Raw genomic sequence first — 17,266 nt, 5'->3', positions numbered from 1 at the left:
GATCACCTCCGCAAGAATTCGGGCGACATGAGTGCAATGGTCAGCCCTTGCTGCGGCGTCTCGGCCCGCCGGATCGCCTCGCGGGTCGCCTCGCTCATGCGGGGACCGAGCAGGAGATCGGCGATCGGCACCGGCGAGCCGCTGATCTGGGCTGAGCGGACGAACAGATGGGCAATGTCGACGCGCTGGACCAGGCCATCCATCCAGGGCGCGCTGTCCTCGGAAAAGCCCTGGGGCGAGGGCACGCGCCAGGTCGGCTGGCCGAGCACGGTCAAGGCGCGCTGGAACCGCTGCGGCTCGGGCGCGAGGCCAAGGCCGCGATGCAGCGCCACGACCCATTCGAACGGCCGGCGCAGCTTGGTGGCGGGCGCCTCGAAGGCCTCGGGCGCCTCGATCAAGGCGCGGGTGGTGGCATTGAGGTTGCCGCCGGTCGCCAGGAAGGCCGTTTCGAGCCTGGCGACGAGGCTGGCCGGCGGGGTGTCACTGATGAAATGGCGGACGAGCTTGGTCGCCACATGGCGGGCCGTCGCCGGGCTCCGCGCGAGGTCGGCGAGCAATTGCAGGCCACCCTGCTCGCCCTCCGGATAGGCCTTGCCGAGCACCGTCTTCGGGCCCGGCTCGTGGCTGCGCGGATTGAAGCGGAAGCGGAACGGCAAGGCGTCGGGGTCGCCCGGATTGCCCATGGTCCAGCCGGTCAGCACGGCGGCGAAAGCGGTGACGTCGTCCTGGCCGTAGCCGGTGCGCACGCCGAGCGTGTGCAGTTCCAGGATCTCGCGCGCCAGGTTCTCGTTCAGGCCGCGGCCCTGCCGCTTGCCGGCGGGCGAATTGGGACCGATCGAACGGCCATTGTCGAGATAGAGCAACATGGCCGGATGGCGTGCCGAGGCCATCAGCATGGCGGCGAAATCGCCGGTCACGTGACGGCGGATGACCTCGCGCTCATAGGCGCCGGCCATGGCGCGGACCAGGCCGCCCTTGTCCATCGAAATGCAGAAATGGTTCGACCAGAACCAGACCAGCCGCTCGCGCAGGCCGAGGCCGGGTTCGCAGGCCCTGAGATAACGCGCGGCGAATTCGGCCCGGATCACCTGTTCCATCGGCGTAGGCGCTGCCGGCGGGCGGGACGGCGCCGGCATCTCGGCCGCGGCGGGAGCCGCCGGGCCGGACCCGGCCGGACGGGCGATCTCGGCCGCGGCAGCGCGGGCTTGCTGGCGTTCGGCCTGGGCGGCGCGCTGAACCTGACCGGCTTGGTCGGAGGTCTTGAGCTCGCCGGTGAGCGGCCGGTCCGGCGCGGTCAGATCGGCGATCAGCGCGCCGCGCGGATCGCGGCCAATGGCATTCAGATCGGCCTGGCTCTGGCCCACGGAAATGCCGAGGCCGAAACGCGACAGGGCCAGGCGGGCGGGATCGAGACGCGGTATCGCCATGGGCGGGTCCCTGGGACAAGCCCGGGTTCGACGGAAGGCCCGATTCTAGTCCGCGGCAACTGTCAGATGCCTGAACGACGAAATCATGACCGGCGCTGGTCGGCATCGACCTACGCGAAACCCGGTTCTGCTCTCGCAGAGCCCGGTTCTGCTCTCGCAGAACCTTGTGCGACTTGCTACTTGAAGGGGAGGTGAAGGAGATACCGATGGCCGTCAGGGTCCAGCGCGATGATTTCGACCAGGGCGCGGAGGTCAGGCGGCTGACCGCCGGGCGCAGCGACGTCGGCGCCGTCGTCACCTTTGCCGGCCTGTGCCGGGGCACGACCGGCAGCGAGACCATTGGCGCGATGACGCTCGAGACCTATGAGGCCATGGCGCTCGCCGAGCTGTCGCGGATCGAGGCGGAGGCGCGCGCCCGCTGGCCGCTGCAGGACGTGCTGATCATTCATCGGCACGGCCGGATGGAGCCGGGCGACAATATCGTGCTGGTGGTGACGCTCTCGGTGCATCGTGAGGCGGCCTTTCAGGCGGCTGAATTCCTGATGGATTATCTCAAGACCCGGGCGCCGTTCTGGAAGTTCGAGGAAAAGGGCGAGGGTGCCGGTTGGGTTGCCGCCAAGGACGAGGACGACAGCGCGGCGGAGCGCTGGACGGCCGGTTGAACGGTCAATTGCCGCGCCGATAAGCAAATATTGCTGCAAAAAGTCGCAATGCTGGATCCGGATACCTGCCGCGCGAGGTAATTGCGCTGCGGCGCTGCGATGTTAGCGAAATATTCACGCTGGCAACCAAGTCTGCGGTTCAAATGGCCCAGTACTCTCGCGGGCCGCCACATCCCGCCGGCCGAGATTCCCAGACATGATGAAATTCCGCATTGGTACCAAGCTGATGGCCTTGTCGGCCTTGGGCGTGCTTCTGGTCGGCGGCCTGATCCTGAACCAGCGGATCAGCGACAGTGGCACCGCGGTCATGCAGGCGGCCGCCGACAAGCAACAGTCGCTCGCCATCGCGGCGCTGGCCATCGACGGCAATATCCGGCGCTCGGCACTGGCCGAGCGGGATGTCCGGCTGAGCCGTTCGGTCGAGGAATTCGACGTCGCGGTGCAGAAACTCGAGGCCGCGCTGACCGAAAGCCAGGCCGGCATCGACACGACGCTTGCCGCCGCCGACACCGCCGAGAGCCGCGAGGCCTTCACCGGACTGAAGACCGCGTTCGGCACCTATGTCGCGGCGGTGCGCGACATGCTGGTGCTGCAAAAGGAAAATCTCGCCCAGATCGCGCTGCGCAACCAGGGCACGGCAACCTGGCAGCGGACCTATGACAGGCTCCTGGCCTCGCCCGCCTTCACCGCGATGACCGAGAGTTCGGAAGCGGAAATCGACCTGCGCGCGGCGAACGCAGCCTTCGATGCGGCGCGGGCGGCATCCTGGCGCTTCATCGCGACCGGCGAGGTGGCGCAGCAGATGGCCATGACGCGCGCTTCGCTGCGCATCGTCGCGTCGGCGCGCGAGGCCCGCAACCGGGCGAGCGTGCCCCCGGTCGTCGAAGCGGTCGACGCCCTGATCGCCGCCGCCAACCATTTCATCACCCATACCAAGGCCGCGACCACCGCGGAGGATGCCAAGACCAAGATCATCGTCGAGCGGATGGTGCCGGCCGGCATCGCGGCGACCGAGCTCGTCGCCAAGACGGTCGGGGTTCTGCAGCAATCGGCGGCGGAAGCCCAACAGCAGGCCGAGGCGCAGGTGGCCCAGGCCGCGGCGGTCGGCCTCGGCCTCGGGCTGTTCGTGGTCTTCGTGCTCGTCGGCTCCGCGGTGTTTTCGTCGCTCGGGGTGATCAAGCCGATCAACGGCATGACCGGTGCCATGGAGACGCTGGCCGAAGGCGACACCTCGGTCGAGGTGCCGGGCGTCGGCCGGGTCGACGAGATCGGCCGCATGGCCTCGGCGGTGCAGGTGTTCAAGGACAATGCGCTCGCCAAACAGGCGCTCGAGCAGGAGCAGGACGCCGCCAAGGCGCGTAGCGAAGCGGACAAGTCGGCGATGATGACCGCCATGGCCGATAGTTTCGAAGCGGCGGTGGGCGGCATCGTCACGGCGGTCTCGTCGGCGGCGACGCAGTTGCAGTCGGCGGCGCAGACCATGTCGGCCGCGGCGGAAGAAACCTCCAATCAGTCGGTGGTCGTGGCGAATGCCTCGGAAGAAGCCTCCACCAACGTTCAATCGGTGTCGGCGGCGACCGATCAATTGTCCGGCTCGGTCGAGGAGATCAGCCGGCAGGTGTCGAATTCGGCGCGCATCGCGGCGGAGGCCGAGGCGAGCGCCAGCGCGACCACCGCCAAGGTCGAGCGGCTGGCGCAGGCGGCGACCAAGATCGGCGCCATCGTCGAACTGATCAGCAGCATTGCCGGCCAGACCAATCTTCTGGCGCTGAATGCCACCATCGAGGCGGCGCGCGCGGGCGAGGCCGGCCGCGGCTTCGCGGTGGTCGCGGCCGAGGTCAAGAACCTGGCCGAGCAGACCGCCAAGGCGACCAGCGAGATCGGTGCCCAGATCACCGAGATCCAGACCTCGACCAGCGAGTCCGCCTCGGCGATCGCCGAGATCGCCGGCATCGTCCAGCGGCTGAACGCGATTGCCTCGGGCATCGCCGCGGCGGTCGAGGAACAGGGCGCGGCGACCCGGGAGATCGCCCGCAACGTCCAGCAGGCGGCCCATGGCACGCAGGAGGTCTCGTCCAACATCGCCGGCGTGACGCGGGCTGCCGAGGAGTCGAGCGCAGCGTCGACCGAGGTGCTCGGATCGGCCGGCGAACTCTCCCGGCAGAGCGAGATCCTGCGCGGCGAGGTCGACAAGTTCCTGGCCAACGTGCGCGCCGCCTGAGGCGCGGGCCCTTCTGCGAAAGGTCCGGGCCAGGTCCTGGCATTGCATGGATCACCTGCGGGGCGGCGACGGCTTGCCGCCTTTACAAGCTGGCCTTGGCCGAACCACTGTTGGCGACGTCCGTTCTTGGCGACGTCTGTCGAAACCGGTTGCGAGGGGACCGCACCCATGGCCAGCAAAGCTTTCAACCGCCGTCATTTCCTGGGGGGCGCGGCGGCCGTCCTCGCCGCCCCGTCGGTTGGTCTGGCCCAGGGCGCCAATGTCCTGAAATTCGTGCCGCAGACCGATGTCGCGGTGCTCGATCCGGTCTGGACCACGACCTATCCGACCCGCGACCACGGTTTCCTGGTGTTCGACACGCTGTTCGGCATGGACGGCCAGTATCGCATGTCGCCGCAGATGCTGGACGGGGCGCTGACCGGCGACGACGGCAAGCTGTGGACGCTGACGCTGCGCGACGGTTTGAAGTTCCATGACGGGTCGAGGGTGCTGGCGCGTGACTGCGTGGCCAGCATCAGGCGCTGGGGCGCCCGCGACGCCTTCGGCCAGGCGCTGATGGCGGCGACCGACGACCTGTCGGCGCCCGACGACAAGACCATCCGCTTCCGGCTGAAATATCCGTTTCCCCTGCTGCCCGACGCGCTCGGCAAGTCGTCGCCCAGCATGTGCGCGATCATGCCGGAGCGGCTGGCCCAGACCGCGCCGACCGAGCGCATCACCGAAATGGTCGGCTCCGGCCCGTACAAGTTCCTGGTCGCCGATCGCGTGCCCGGCGCGCTGATGGCCTATCAGCGTTTCGCCGACTACGTGCCGCGCGCCAGCGGCACGCCGGACTGGTCGGCGGGCCCGAAGGTGGCCCATTTCGAACGGGTCGAATGGCGCATCATGCCGGATGCCAACACCGTGCTCGGGGCCATCCGCAACGGCGAGATCGACTGGTGGTACACGCCGGACGCCGATCTTCTGCCGGCGGTCAGGCGGCTGCGCGACGTGACCACCAAGGTCATCGACCCGACCGGCTGGATCTCGACCATGCGGCTCAACCATCTGGTGCCGCCGTTCGACAATCCGGCGCTACGCCGGGCGGTGCTGAGCTTCGTCTCGCAATCCGAATTCATGCAGGCGCAGACCAACGAACCCGAACTCTGGAAGGACGGCGTCGGCATTTTCTGCCCTGGCACGCCGCTCGCCAATGACGCCGGCATGGAGGCGCTGACCAAGCCGCGCGACATCGGCGCCGCCAAGGAGGCCATCGCGGCCGCCGGCTACAAGGGCGAGAAAGTCGTCGTGCTCGGCGCTTCCGATATCGCGGCCTCGCGGGCGCTGTCGGATATTGGCGCGGACCTCTTGAAGAAGATGGGCTTCAACGTCGACTACCAGCTGAGCGACTGGGGCACGCTGGTCCAGCGCCGCGCCAAGACCGAGCCGGTCGAGCAGGGCGGCTGGAACGTCTATCACACGTTCTGGAGCGGCACCGACATGTTCACCCCGGCAGGCCACGCCTTCCTGCGCGCCAATGGCCGCTCGGCAGGTCCTGGCTGGCCGACCATTCCGGGCCTCGAAACGCTGCGCGACGACTGGTTCAAGGCCCCGGACCTCGCCGCGCAGAAGGAGATCGCGCGACGGATCCAGACGCTGGCCTTCCAGGACGTGCCTTATGTGCCGCTCGGCCAGCGCTTCTTCCCGACATCCTATCGCAACAATCTGACCGGCGTGCTGAACGGCAATCCGGTGTTCTGGAACGTCAGGCGCGGCTGAGGCGGTCCTGGTACCGCAGCACAGTGATTATGACCCTTTGGCTGGATAGGCGCCGCGCTGATGGAGACAACGGCGCAATGGCGGCTTGGCACCACTTCCTCATGCTGGCACCACGTCGTCTTGCCCGGGCTTGTCCCGGGCATCCACGCATTCATCCGCTCGCGGCAATCAATTCGTGGATGGCCGGGACAAGCCCGGCCAAGACGAGAATTGTCCTTGGAGCAGCGGGCGCTGCATCGACCGGGCGCAGGATCCGCGCCGTGGTCCAGCACACTGTGACGTCAACACATCGTCGTGCCCAGGCTTGTCCCGGGCATCCACGCATTCATCCGCTCGCGGCAATCAACCCGTCATAACCACTGTGCAGCGGTCCTGGGCGGCGCGGCACGAGGCCGCCCCGTCCATGGTCATCCGGTCAGGCGGCTTTCGGCAGCGCGATCGGGCGCTCGGCGATCTCGCGCTCGGCGGCGGTGATCGCCTCCTGCTTCTTCTCCGGGCTGATATTGACGCCCTCGGCGCGGACGAATTCGAGGTCGGTGACGCCGAAGAAGCCGAAGATCGTGCGCAGATAGTTCTCCTGGTGATCCAGGCCAGCGGCCGGCGAGCCGGCGCTGTAGATGCCGCCGCGCGACGAGGCGACGATGATCTTCTTGGCGCCGGCGAGGCCCTCGGGGCCCTTTTCGGTATAGCGGAAGGTCTTGCCGGAGACGGCGACGCGGTCCAGCCAGGCCTTCAATTGCGAGGGAATGGCGAAGTTGTACATGGGCGCGCCGACCACGACGATGTCGGCGGCGAGGAACTCCTCGAGCGCGCGGCCGCCGGCCGCCAGGTCCTTCTGCAGGTCGGCGCCGTGCTGGCTCGGGTCGGCGGACTGGGCCGACAGATAGGCGCCCGACAGGTGAGCGATCGGATCGGCGGCGAGATCGCGATAGGTGACCTCGAGGCCGGGATGTTCGGTCTTGAGGCGCTCGACCAGCGCCGCCGTCAGGCGGCGCGACACGGAATAGTCGCCGAGAATGCCGGAATCGATGTGCAGGAGTTTCATGGCAGGTGTCCTTGTGGCGTTGCGAGACTGGACACCCGATATAGATTGAGAACGAAAAGGCTGAAGTCGGCAAAAATCGAACTGATCGTTTCGATTTGGAAACGCTGCAAGGCGCTCGCAAGGGCAGGAGTGAAGCCGGTGCAAGACCTGAACGACCTCTATCTGTTTGCCGCGGTTGTCCAGCACAAGGGCTTTTCGCCGGCCGGCCGGGCGCTCGACATCCCCAAATCCAAATTGAGCAAACATGTCGCCAGGCTCGAGCAGCGCCTTGGCGTCAGGCTGATCGAGCGCTCGACACGGCGGTTCCGGGTGACCGATATCGGCCAGGAATTCTACCAGCAATGCCAGTCGGTGCTGGCTGGCGTCGAGGTTGCCGAGGCGCTGGTCGCCAAGGCCCGCGCCGAGCCGCGCGGCATCGTCCGGCTGGCTTGCCCGCCCGATATCGCGCAGAGCCTGATGGCGCGGATCCTGCCGGCCTTCCTGAAACGCTTTGCCGAGGTCAAGGTGCAGATGCTGGTCGCCAACCGGCCGGTCGACCTGATCGAAGAGCGCGTCGACGTCGCCTTGAGGGTCAGAACCCGGCTCGACACCGATCCGAACCTGACCATGCGGATCCTCGGCCAGAGCCGGCAGGTGCTGGTGGCAAGCCCTGATTTCATCGCCCGCCATGGCGGCCATATCGGCGTCGAGACGCTTGGCCTGGTGCCGACGCTGTCGTCCACCGAACAGTTCGTCCAGGACACCTGGCACCTGACCGATCCGGACGGGCGCAAGGTCGAGGTCGCCCATGAACCGCGGCTGAGCGGCAGCAGCTTCGCCATGTTGAAACAGGCGGCGATCGAGGGGCTGGGCGTCGCGCTGCTGCCCGAGCAGGTGGCCGATGACGCGATCGACGCCGGCGCGCTGGTCCTGGTCCTGCCCGGCTGGACCGCGCCGATGGGTACGATCCACCTGGTCTTCACCACACGGCAGGGCCTGCTGCCGGCGGTGCGGGCGCTGATCGATCACATCGTCAAGGAGTATCCGCGCATGATGAAAGAATGCACGGAGGCGCTGCGCGCGGTTCCGTGAGGTCTTGGCGAGGGGGCCTAAGACTTCGGCCCAAGACTTCGGCCCAAGACTTCGGCCCGGCCCCGCCGCATCGTGTGCTCTCCTGACGCGACAAGCCTTTCGTCCCGGTGTACAAGCGGTGATACCGAGTTCAGGCTCGACGCTGGCGGCAGCGGAAGTGAATGTCCGCATTGCCGCAGTGCAAGAACGGCCTGAACGGCCTCCAAGTCGGGTGAAACGACATGGCAAAAGCACGTGCAGCTTCTCCGAAATCCTTGCGCGCCCGCGCCGATGGTGGGCCTGCGCCGGTTGCTCCGGTCAGTGTCGCGCCGCCGACGATCCGACGGATCGTCCCGGCGGATCTGAAGGACGCTTTGGCGAAAGGCCTCGATGACTTCTGGGCCATGCCCAGCCATCTCCTGTTCCTTTGCCTGATCTATCCGATCGCCGGTCTCTATCTTGGCCGGCTCGCCGTCGGTTTCGACGTGCTGCCGATGCTGTTTCCGCTGGCCGCGGGTTTCGCCTTGATCGGGCCCTTCGCGGCGATCGGGCTCTATGAGATCAGCCGGCGGCGCGAGCAGGGGCTCGACACCTCCTGGCGCCATGCCTTCGACGTGCTGCATTCGCCCTCGCGCGCGGCCATCGCCGAACTCGGCGGCGTGCTGATGGTGCTGTTCCTGTGCTGGCTCGGGGTGGCGCTGATCCTCTATCGCAGCATGTTCGGCGACGACGTGCCGCGCGATCCGATCGATTTCTTCCGCGAGATCTTCACCAGCCGGGCCGGCTGGACGCTGATTCTCGTCGGCAATGCCATTGGCTTCGTCTTTGCCGTGGTCACCTTGATGATCGGCGTGGTCTCGTTCCCGCTGCTGCTCGACCGCAATGTCGACGCCACGACGGCGATCAAGACCTCGCTCCAGGCGGTCAAGGCCAATCCGGCCACCATGGCGTTGTGGGGCCTGATCGTCGCCGCCCTCCTGGTGCTGGGCTCGATCCCGGCGCTGGTCGGGCTTGCCATCGTCATGCCGGTGCTGGGCCACGCGACCTGGCATCTCTATCGCAAGCTGATCGAGCGTTAACCGGCTTGTGCCACCAGTGCCGAAGCGGCTGGTTTCCCACAGGCCGCTTCGTTCCCAGGCGCCGGAAGTGCTAAGACGGGTTCATGCGCTTTCCGCCGTCATTCCTGGACGAGATCCGGCAACGCCTCCCCGTGTCGGAGGTGGTGGGAAAACGCGTCAAATTGAAGAAGCAGGGCCGCGAGTGGCGCGGCCTGTCGCCGTTCAACGCCGAGAAGACGCCGTCCTTTTATGTCAATGACCAGAAGGGCTTCTATCATTGCTTCTCGTCGGGCAAGCACGGCGACCAGTTCAGTTTCGTGATCGAGACCGAGGGGCTGTCGTTCCCCGAGGCGGTTGAACAACTGGCCTCGCTTGCCGGCGTGCCGATGCCCAAGGTGACGGCGGAAGAGGTTCAGCGCGCCGAGAAGGCCAAGAGCCTCTACGAGGTGTTGGAGCTTGCGGCGAAATTCTTCGAGGCGCAGCTGCAGGATCGCCAGGGCGCGAAGGCGCGCGGCTATCTCGCCGGGCGGGCGCTGGGGCCGCAGACCCAGGTGAAGTTCCGCATTGGCTATTCACCGGCCGAGCGCTTCGCCTTGAAGGAACATCTCGGTGCCAAGGGCGTGCCGGTCGGCGACATGGTGGCGGCGGGCCTGCTGGTTCATGGCGACGGCATTCCGGTTCCTTATGACCGGTTCCGCGACCGGGTGATGTTCCCGATCACCGACCTGCGCGGCCGGGTGGTGGCCTTTGGCGGCCGCGCCCTGGAAAAGGACGTGCCGGCGAAATATCTGAACTCGCCGGAGACCGAGCTCTTCCACAAGGGTTCGCTGCTCTACAACGCCTTCGGCGCCCGCGAACCCAGCCACAAGACCAGCCGGGTCATCGCGGTCGAGGGTTATGTCGACGTCATCGCCATGGTCATGGCCGGCTTTGGCGAGACGGTGGCGCCGCTCGGCACCGCGCTGACCGAAGGCCAGCTCGAACTCTTGTGGCGCATGGCGCCGGACCCGATCCTGCTGTTCGACGGCGACAAGGCCGGCCGGCGCGCCGCCTATCGCGCCGTCGATATCGCGCTGCCGCACCTGAAGCCCGGCCGCAGCCTGATGTTCGCCAGCCTGCCCGAGGGCCAGGACCCCGACGACCTGATCCGCTCCTCCGGCCGGGAGGCCATCGATGCCGTGCTGGAACGGGCCCAGCCGCTCGCTTCCATGCTGTGGCAGCGCGAGACCGAGGCTGGTGTCTTCGGCACCCCGGAAAAGCGTGCCGCGCTGGAAGCGCGTTTTACCGAGGTGGTCGCCACCATTGGCGACGAGAACGTCCGGCGGCACTATCGCGACGACGTGTTCGGCCGGCTGTCCGATCTGTTCCGGCCGCAGCAGCGCGACCGGCGCTCAGCCGGCAAGGGCGGGCCGCAAGGCGGCTTTCGCGGGCAGGGCGGCTTTCGCGGCCAGGGCGGGTTCGGCCAGGGCGGCTTCGCGGTTCCCGATCACCGGCCGTCGCCGTCCTTGTCCAATTCCGCGCTGGTGCGCGGCCCGCGCGCCTCGATGCCGCTGCGCGAGGCGCTGATTCTCACGGCCCTGCTCAATCACCCCTGGCTGATCGATGGCGCCGAGGAAGATCTCGCGGCGCTGGATTTTCGCCATCCACAGGCGGAAAGCCTCAAAGTTGCCTTGTTGGAAGTGCATGCGCACGGCGTCGAGGGAGAGCAGGTTGCCTATGCATCGGCTCTCATGGCCCATGGGCATGGTGCGCTAATCCAGCAAATCCGCGCTATTGCGACCTCCAGCGCGGTCTGGGGGGCCATGCCGGGCGCGGCGAGAATCGACGTCGAAGTCACCTTCGGCCAACTCCTGACCTTGCATCGCAAGAAGCAAGCGCTAATTAAGGAAATCAGGGATGCCGAGCGTGCCTTCGGCGATGACCCCACGGAAGCGAATGAGCACTGGCTGATCGACGTCAAACGTCGCGAAGCGGAGCTGACTGGTACCGAAGCCCTGATCGAGGGGTTCGGTCATTCGTCCGGGCGGGGGAGTCGGTCCGGATGAGCAGGCCTGGAACGACGGACGGGCAGGACCGCGCAGCGGAGACGAGGCGGCGGGTCATGGTTCATGAGGGCTTAAGGACAGAGGCCTTAAGGGTAGCGAATCACTAGCGGTCGGGGCGCGCTCCAAGCGAGCGCCGCCCCTTTTTTGGCGTTGCGGCGGGCCTTGAACCCACCCCGACGCGCCATGCGGGGTCAGCACCCCGGCGAGCGATGGACGACGAAATGGCAACGAAGGCAACCGAGAAAACGGAAGGCGCGGATCAGGAGACCGAGGCTCCCGACAGCCCGCTCCTGGACCTCTCCGATGCCGGTGTCCGTGCGATGATCAAGCGCGCCAAGAAGCGCGGCTATGTGACCATCGACGAGATCAATGCGGTCATGCCTGCGGCCTCGTTCACCTCGGACCAGATCGAAGACATGAATGCGATGCTCAGTGAAATGGGCATCAATGTCGTCGACAATGAGGATACGGCGGAAGAAGGCGAGGGTGAGGCGCCGGCGGCCGACGAGGCCGACGAAGCCGATACCGAGATGACCGAAGCCTCGTCGCGGGCGGTGGTCAAATCCGAACGGGCATCCGAGCCGCTCGACCGCACCGACGACCCGGTGCGCATGTATCTGCGCGAAATGGGCTCGGTGGAGCTCTTGTCGCGCGAGGGCGAAATCGCCATCGCCAAGCGCATCGAGGCCGGCCGCGAGGCAATGATCGCGGGTCTCTGCGAGAGCCCGCTGACCTTCCAGGCCATCATCATCTGGCGCGACGAGCTGAACGAAGGAAAAATCTACCTTCGCGACATCATCGATCTCGAAGCGACCTATGCCGGCCCGGACGCCAAAAATGCCCCCGTGGTGACCGAGGGCGAGGCCCCGATCGCGCCGGAAGGTGACGGCGAGGGCCTGCCGCCCGGCGTCACCGAGGCGGATCTCGAAGACGAAGACGACATGGAAAATGCCGTGTCGCTGGCGGCCATGGAAGCCGAGCTGAAGCCGAAGGTCCTCGAGATCTTCGACATGATCGCCGACGAGTACAAGAAGCTGCGCCGGCTGCAGGACCAGAATGTCGAGAACCGGCTGAACGACACCAAGCTGTCGCCGAGCCAGGAACGCCGGGCCAAGAAGCTCTCGGAAGACCTGGTGCTGCACGTCAAGTCGCTGTCGCTGAACCAGGCGCGCATCGATGCGCTGGTCGAGCAGCTCTACGACATCAACAAGCGCCTCGTCGGTTATGAGGGCCGGCTCCTGCGCCTGGCCGAAAGCTATGGCGTCGACCGCCTGTCGTTCATCAAGGAATATCAGGGTTCCGAACTCGACCCGAACTGGATCCGCCGCGTCGCCTCGCTCGGCGCGCGCGGCTGGAAGGATTTCGTCGCCTCCGAAAAGGATACGGTGAAGGAGATCCGCGCCGAGATTCAGGCGTTGGCCACCGAAACCGCGCTGGAGATCGGCGAATTCCGCAAGATCGTCCAGATGGTGCAGAAGGGCGAGCGCGAGGCGCGCCAGGCCAAGAAGGAAATGGTCGAGGCCAACCTGCGCCTGGTCATCTCGATCGCCAAGAAATACACCAATCGCGGCCTGCAGTTCCTGGATCTGATCCAGGAGGGCAATATCGGCCTGATGAAGGCGGTCGATAAGTTCGAATATCGCCGCGGCTACAAGTTCTCGACCTATGCCACCTGGTGGATCCGGCAGGCGATCACCCGTTCGATCGCCGACCAGGCCCGCACCATCCGCATCCCGGTGCACATGATCGAGACGATCAACAAGATCGTCCGCACCTCGCGCCAGATGCTGCACGAGATCGGCCGCGAGCCGACCCCGGAAGAGCTGGCCGAGAAGCTCGGCATGCCCTTGGAAAAGGTGCGCAAGGTCCTGAAGATCGCCAAGGAGCCGATCAGCCTGGAAACGCCGATCGGCGACGAGGAGGATTCGCATCTCGGCGATTTCATCGAGGACAAGAATGCCATCCTGCCGATCGACGCGGCGATCCAGTCGAACCTGCGCGAGACCACCACGCGGGTTCTGGCCTCGCTGACGCCGCGCGAGGAGCGCGTGCTGCGCATGCGCTTCGGCATCGGCATGAACACCGACCACACGCTGGAAGAGGTTGGCCAGCAGTTCTCGGTGACCCGCGAGCGCATCCGTCAGATCGAGGCCAAGGCGCTCCGCAAGCTGAAGCACCCGTCGCGGTCGCGCAAGCTCCGGTCGTTCCTCGACAACTGACCGGTCCTATCGCCCGCCGGGCCTGGTCCGGCGGTTCGTCCGTTCTCACGATGCCCGGCCTCGCGCCGGGCATTTTTTTGTCTCGAGTCAAAGGGGCCGCGGCGCGGTCCAGCGCATCTGCCTGCCGAAACGCATGGCCCGGGCGACCAGGCCATGCTCGGCGATCCAGGCGGCATAAGCGACATAGGTCGGATCACGCGACAGGTGCCGCTCCTCGGTCTTGGCACGGCAATAATAGATCAGGTTGACGCCGGCGAGCAGCAGGCTGTGCCGGAGCGCCTCGGCGCCGCTGGCCTCGGTGACGAAGGGCACCGAGATCAGCCACCATGACAGGTTCTTGCTGAGATAGGCCGGGTGCTTGGTCAGGCGGTAGGGGCCGTTGGTCAGGATGCCGCGGTGGGTCAGGTTGGAAAAGCGGACGCCGAATGAAATCGTCGCCCAGGCATAGACCGCGAGCAGGGCGATGATGGCCAAGGCCCAGCACTGCTTCACCTGCGGCATGTCGGCAAGCCAGATGCCCCAGGTCGTGCCGGTCTCATAGGCGAAATAGTTGCGCGACATCATCGACCAGATCGGCGCGTAGCACAGCACGCAGACGAGCCAGCCCGCGGTCGTCGGCTCGGTCGAGCGGATATGGCTGTCGAACAGGCGAAAGGTGAGGAAATAGCCGGCCCCGGCCCAGAGAACCTCGACGAAATAGAGCGACCGGTAGGCGATCTCGTACCAGCCGAAGGCATGGGCCCGAAACGCCGCGCCGAGGTCGACTGTCAGGAACCATGTGAGGTCATGATGCGCGGCCTCGACCATGATCGGCAGGAAAAAGGCCTTGACCAGCCAGCCCAGCGCATATTGGCGGACCATGGTGCGGTCGACCTCCGGCCAGCGGCCGAGCACCGCGAGGCCGGCCATGTAGCAGCCATCGCGCGGTTCGCCCTGACGCGTGTCGGTGAGCCAGACGTAGAAGGGCGTGATCACCGCGACCGGCACGGCAAGGTGACGGACGAGCGCCAGCAGAACATCGGCCTGGCCGTCACGATAGACCGGCAGCATCCAGTAGAGCGTGGCGATGGCGGCATAGGTCGCGCCAAGGCCGGTGAGCTTGATCGCGATGCGGGCCGGCTGCTGTCCGGCATCGGCCGGCAGCGCCGGTGGGGCCTCCGGCACCCGCGTCCACCATTCGAGCGCGATGATCGGCAGGGCGATGGCTCCAACCAGCAGGAGCATGGCGGTGATGCCATCCTGCCAGGCGACGGCCTTGAGCAGGCTCAACACGCCGACGAGCACGACCAGGCCGGACAGGCTGATCCACTGCCGCGTCGCCGAGGGCGGCAGGACCGGCGCTGCAAGCGCCTTGGCCACGGGGTGCGGACCGGGGGCGAACATCGGCGAGGCGATCTCCCGAGAACGGGCTGGGTACTGATGGTTGTACGATCGCCTTGCGCCATTGGATGAGAAATGCCGGTCAGCCCGGCCTGAGGCCAATACGGGCCTGGGTTCCCGCGCCGTTGAGCCCGGCCCATTCCGCGGTGACGGCATTGGCCACCCGCAGCGCCGCGGCGGCGATCTCGGGCAATGTCTCGACCGACAGGCGTTGCGCCGGTCCGGCCACGGCGATCGATCCGGCGATGCGCTGTTTCGGGTCCAGCACGGGTGCCGCGGCGCTCAGCACGCCCTCGATATAGCTGTCCTGGGCCCAGGCGAAACCGCGCCGGCGGATCTCGTCGAGGGTCGTCCGCAACATGTCGCGTTCGGTGATCGTCCGCGCCGTGAAGCGCGTCAGGCCAGCCGCGCAATAGGCCTCGAAGGCATCATCCGCCATGTGGGCGAGCAATGCCTGGCCGCCGGCCGACCCATGCAGCGGGATGCGCTCGCCGACATCATAACCCACCCGCACGGAATGGCGGCTTTCGACCACCGCGATGCAGACGGCATCGCTTCGGTCCGGCACCAGCAGGGCCACCGTCTCGCCGGTCTCGTCGCGCAGACGATCGAGATAGGGCAGGGCGATCGGCAGGAGGCCGTGCTGGCTGATCCGGACCGCCGCCAGGTCGAGAACGCCGAGCCCGAGCCGGTAAAGCCGCGTCTGCGGATCCTGCTCGACGAAGTTCTCCGCCACCAGGGTCTGCAGAATGCGATGGACGCCCGACCGGTCCATGTCGAGGCGACGGGCAAGGTCACTGACTCCGAGGTCGGGTTCTTGCGCGGTGAACTGCCGCAACAGCCGGATCGTCTTGTGGGCGGTCTTCATGCGACGTCCTTCATTCTGGTCTATGTGTTGCTATATAAACAACACGTGAAAGTCAATTTCATATTTGACAACAGATGACCAGCGCTTCCATCCTCCTGATCAGGATGGCTCAAGCGGTGACGGTCGATGTCAGCTGATCTCAACTCTCCCTTCGCACGCGACATTGCCCATCACATCCACCCGCAGACCAATCTCCGGCGGCACGAGGCGGAAGGGCCGCTGCTGATCGAACGCGGCGACGGCGTCTATGTGGTCGACGCCGACGGCAAGCGGCTGCTCGAGGGCATGGCGGGCCTGTGGTGCGCCTCGCTCGGTTTCAGCGAAACGCGGCTGGTCGACGCGGCGACGCGGCAAATGCGCCGGCTGCCTTATATGCAGACCTTCGCTCACCGCTCGTTCGATCCGGTGGTGGAACTGTCGGCCGAACTGGTCGGCATGGCACCGGCGCCCATGTCGAAGGCCTTGTTCGCCTGTTCCGGTTCGGAAGCCAATGACACGGCGATGAAGCTCGTCTGGTATTACCACCATGCGATCGGCCGGCCGGAGAAGCGCAAGATCATCTCCCGCCGCCGCAGCTATCACGGCACGACGATCGCCTCGGCGAGCCTGACCGGACTCGCCAACATGCATCAGGACTTCAACCTGCCGCTGGCCGGCGTCGTCCACGTGACCTGTCCGCACCATTATCGCGAGGGCCTGGCCGGCGAGACCGAGGAGGATTTCGCGGCCCGGCTGGCAGCCGAACTCGAGGAGGTCATCGAGCGGGAAGGGCCGGAGACGATCGGCGCCTTCATCGCCGAGCCGGTGATGGGCACGGGCGGCGTGGTGGTGCCGCCGCGAACCTATTTCGAGCGCGTGCAGGCGGTCCTGCGACGCCACGATATCCTCATCATCGCCGACGAGGTGATCTGCGGTTTCGGCCGCACCGGCAACATGTGGGGCAGCCAGACCTATGGCATCAAGCCCGACATCGTCACTTGCGCCAAGGGGCTGTCGGCGGCCTATTTCCCCATCTCGGCCACGCTGGTGTCGCAGGCGATCTACGACGCCATGCTGGCGGAGAGCGACAAGCTGGGCAATTTCTCGCACGGCTTCACTTATGGCGGACATCCCGTCGGCGCAGCCGTCGCGCGCGAAACGCTCGCCATCTATCGCGAGCGCGACATTGTCGGCCACGTGCGCCGCGTCGCGCCGCGCCTGCAGGACGGGCTCCGCCGATTGTCGGATCATCGCCTGGTGGGCGAGGTTCGCGGCGTCGGGCTGATGGCGGCGATCGAACTGACCATGGACAAGGCGGCGCGCAAGCCATTCCCGGCCGAGCGCAAGGTCGCGGGCCATCTCGCCGGCGCGATTCACCGGCGTGGGGTTCTGCTGCGCGGGCTCGGCGACGCGCTGATGCTGTCGCCGCCTTTGATCATCGAGGACGCGGAGATCGACGTCATTCTCAGCGCGGTCGCCGAGAGCCTGGACGAGACCCAGGCCTGGGTTGCCGGCGGTTTCGGCTGAGCCAGGGACGGAGAGCCAGACGCGTCC

12 protein-coding genes are annotated in these 17,266 nt (G+C 66.6%); 8 read left to right on the top strand and 4 right to left on the bottom strand.

The window, feature by feature from the left end:
• Nucleotides 1-2 precede the first annotated feature (2 nt).
• On the bottom strand, nucleotides 3-1,427 hold the full coding sequence (locus E8M01_RS03715) for a DUF1800 domain-containing protein (protein ID WP_136958879.1): 1,425 nt from the start codon (nucleotides 1,425-1,427) through the stop codon (nucleotides 3-5).
• 206 nt (nucleotides 1,428-1,633) lie between these two features.
• Here E8M01_RS03715 and E8M01_RS03710 point away from each other — a divergent pair, with 206 nt between their 5' ends.
• From E8M01_RS03710 to E8M01_RS03700, 3 genes are all read left to right on the top strand, one after another.
• Nucleotides 1,634-2,089 (top strand): molybdenum cofactor biosynthesis protein MoaE, encoded by a 456-nt coding sequence (locus E8M01_RS03710; protein WP_136958878.1) that lies wholly within the window; start codon nucleotides 1,634-1,636, stop codon nucleotides 2,087-2,089.
• Nucleotides 2,090-2,285: 196 nt separating this feature from the next.
• Complete coding sequence (locus tag E8M01_RS34960) at nucleotides 2,286-4,310, top strand: methyl-accepting chemotaxis protein (protein WP_170181764.1); 2,025 nt, start codon at nucleotides 2,286-2,288, stop codon at nucleotides 4,308-4,310.
• Between the two features lie 168 nt (nucleotides 4,311-4,478).
• Nucleotides 4,479-6,068: an ABC transporter substrate-binding protein gene (locus tag E8M01_RS03700; protein ID WP_136958877.1), complete on the top strand. Its 1,590-nt coding sequence runs from the start codon at nucleotides 4,479-4,481 to the stop codon at nucleotides 6,066-6,068.
• 415 nt (nucleotides 6,069-6,483) lie between these two features.
• Here E8M01_RS03700 and E8M01_RS03695 read toward each other — a convergent pair whose 3' ends face one another.
• On the bottom strand, nucleotides 6,484-7,113 hold the full coding sequence (locus E8M01_RS03695) for an FMN-dependent NADH-azoreductase (protein WP_136958876.1): 630 nt from the start codon (nucleotides 7,111-7,113) through the stop codon (nucleotides 6,484-6,486).
• A gap of 138 nt (nucleotides 7,114-7,251) precedes the next feature.
• On the opposite strand from E8M01_RS03695, the gene E8M01_RS03690 reads away from it, so the two are divergent.
• The 4 genes from E8M01_RS03690 to rpoD all read left to right on the top strand — a co-directional run bounded on the left by E8M01_RS03690 (nucleotide 7,252) and on the right by rpoD (nucleotide 13,485).
• Nucleotides 7,252-8,184 (top strand): LysR family transcriptional regulator, encoded by a 933-nt coding sequence (locus tag E8M01_RS03690; protein ID WP_170181763.1) that lies wholly within the window; start codon nucleotides 7,252-7,254, stop codon nucleotides 8,182-8,184.
• 383 nt (nucleotides 8,185-8,567) lie between these two features.
• Complete coding sequence (locus tag E8M01_RS03685) at nucleotides 8,568-9,242, top strand: DUF2189 domain-containing protein (protein ID WP_246088585.1); 675 nt, start codon at nucleotides 8,568-8,570, stop codon at nucleotides 9,240-9,242.
• 83 nt (nucleotides 9,243-9,325) lie between these two features.
• Nucleotides 9,326-11,266, top strand: a complete 1,941-nt coding sequence (dnaG, locus tag E8M01_RS03680; RefSeq protein ID WP_136958873.1) for a DNA primase — start codon at nucleotides 9,326-9,328, stop codon at nucleotides 11,264-11,266.
• A gap of 221 nt (nucleotides 11,267-11,487) precedes the next feature.
• Nucleotides 11,488-13,485, top strand: a complete 1,998-nt coding sequence (gene rpoD, locus E8M01_RS03675; protein WP_136958872.1) for an RNA polymerase sigma factor RpoD — start codon at nucleotides 11,488-11,490, stop codon at nucleotides 13,483-13,485.
• Nucleotides 13,486-13,572: 87 nt separating this feature from the next.
• Here the strand turns inward: rpoD and E8M01_RS03670 are convergent, their stop codons facing one another.
• Together E8M01_RS03670 and E8M01_RS03665 are read right to left on the bottom strand one after the other, a co-directional pair.
• Nucleotides 13,573-14,868: an isoprenylcysteine carboxylmethyltransferase family protein gene (locus tag E8M01_RS03670; RefSeq protein WP_170181762.1), complete on the bottom strand. Its 1,296-nt coding sequence runs from the start codon at nucleotides 14,866-14,868 to the stop codon at nucleotides 13,573-13,575.
• Between the two features lie 79 nt (nucleotides 14,869-14,947).
• Nucleotides 14,948-15,733 carry an IclR family transcriptional regulator gene (locus tag E8M01_RS03665; RefSeq protein WP_136958870.1) on the bottom strand — a complete coding sequence of 262 codons (786 nt, stop codon included), beginning with the start codon at nucleotides 15,731-15,733 and terminating at the stop codon, nucleotides 14,948-14,950.
• 126 nt (nucleotides 15,734-15,859) lie between these two features.
• On the opposite strand from E8M01_RS03665, the gene E8M01_RS03660 reads away from it, so the two are divergent.
• Entirely contained in the window at nucleotides 15,860-17,239 is a 1,380-nt protein-coding gene (locus E8M01_RS03660) for an aspartate aminotransferase family protein (protein WP_136958869.1), read from the top strand.
• Nucleotides 17,240-17,266: the final 27 nt, after the last annotated feature.

The organism is Phreatobacter stygius (assembly GCF_005144885.1).
GTDB classification, from domain to species: Bacteria; Pseudomonadota; Alphaproteobacteria; order Rhizobiales; family Phreatobacteraceae; genus Phreatobacter; species Phreatobacter stygius.
This window is presented reverse-complemented; position numbering and strand designations above follow the sequence as displayed.

Excerpts from the sequence above, each read along its gene's own strand:
- E8M01_RS03715 (WP_136958879.1), bottom strand. The coding sequence starts at position 1,427 with ATGGCGATACCGCGTCTCGATCCCGCCCGCCTGGCCCTGTCGCGTTTC.
- E8M01_RS03710 (WP_136958878.1), top strand. The coding sequence starts at position 1,634 with ATGGCCGTCAGGGTCCAGCGCGATGATTTCGACCAGGGCGCGGAGGTC.
- E8M01_RS34960 (WP_170181764.1), top strand. The coding sequence starts at position 2,286 with ATGATGAAATTCCGCATTGGTACCAAGCTGATGGCCTTGTCGGCCTTG.
- E8M01_RS03700 (WP_136958877.1), top strand. The coding sequence starts at position 4,479 with ATGGCCAGCAAAGCTTTCAACCGCCGTCATTTCCTGGGGGGCGCGGCG.
- E8M01_RS03695 (WP_136958876.1), bottom strand. The coding sequence starts at position 7,113 with ATGAAACTCCTGCACATCGATTCCGGCATTCTCGGCGACTATTCCGTG.
- E8M01_RS03685 (WP_246088585.1), top strand. The coding sequence starts at position 8,568 with ATGCCCAGCCATCTCCTGTTCCTTTGCCTGATCTATCCGATCGCCGGT.
- dnaG (WP_136958873.1), top strand. The coding sequence starts at position 9,326 with ATGCGCTTTCCGCCGTCATTCCTGGACGAGATCCGGCAACGCCTCCCC.
- rpoD (WP_136958872.1), top strand. The coding sequence starts at position 11,488 with ATGGCAACGAAGGCAACCGAGAAAACGGAAGGCGCGGATCAGGAGACC.
- E8M01_RS03670 (WP_170181762.1), bottom strand. The coding sequence starts at position 14,868 with ATGTTCGCCCCCGGTCCGCACCCCGTGGCCAAGGCGCTTGCAGCGCCG.
- E8M01_RS03665 (WP_136958870.1), bottom strand. The coding sequence starts at position 15,733 with ATGAAGACCGCCCACAAGACGATCCGGCTGTTGCGGCAGTTCACCGCG.
- E8M01_RS03660 (WP_136958869.1), top strand. The coding sequence starts at position 15,860 with ATGTCAGCTGATCTCAACTCTCCCTTCGCACGCGACATTGCCCATCAC.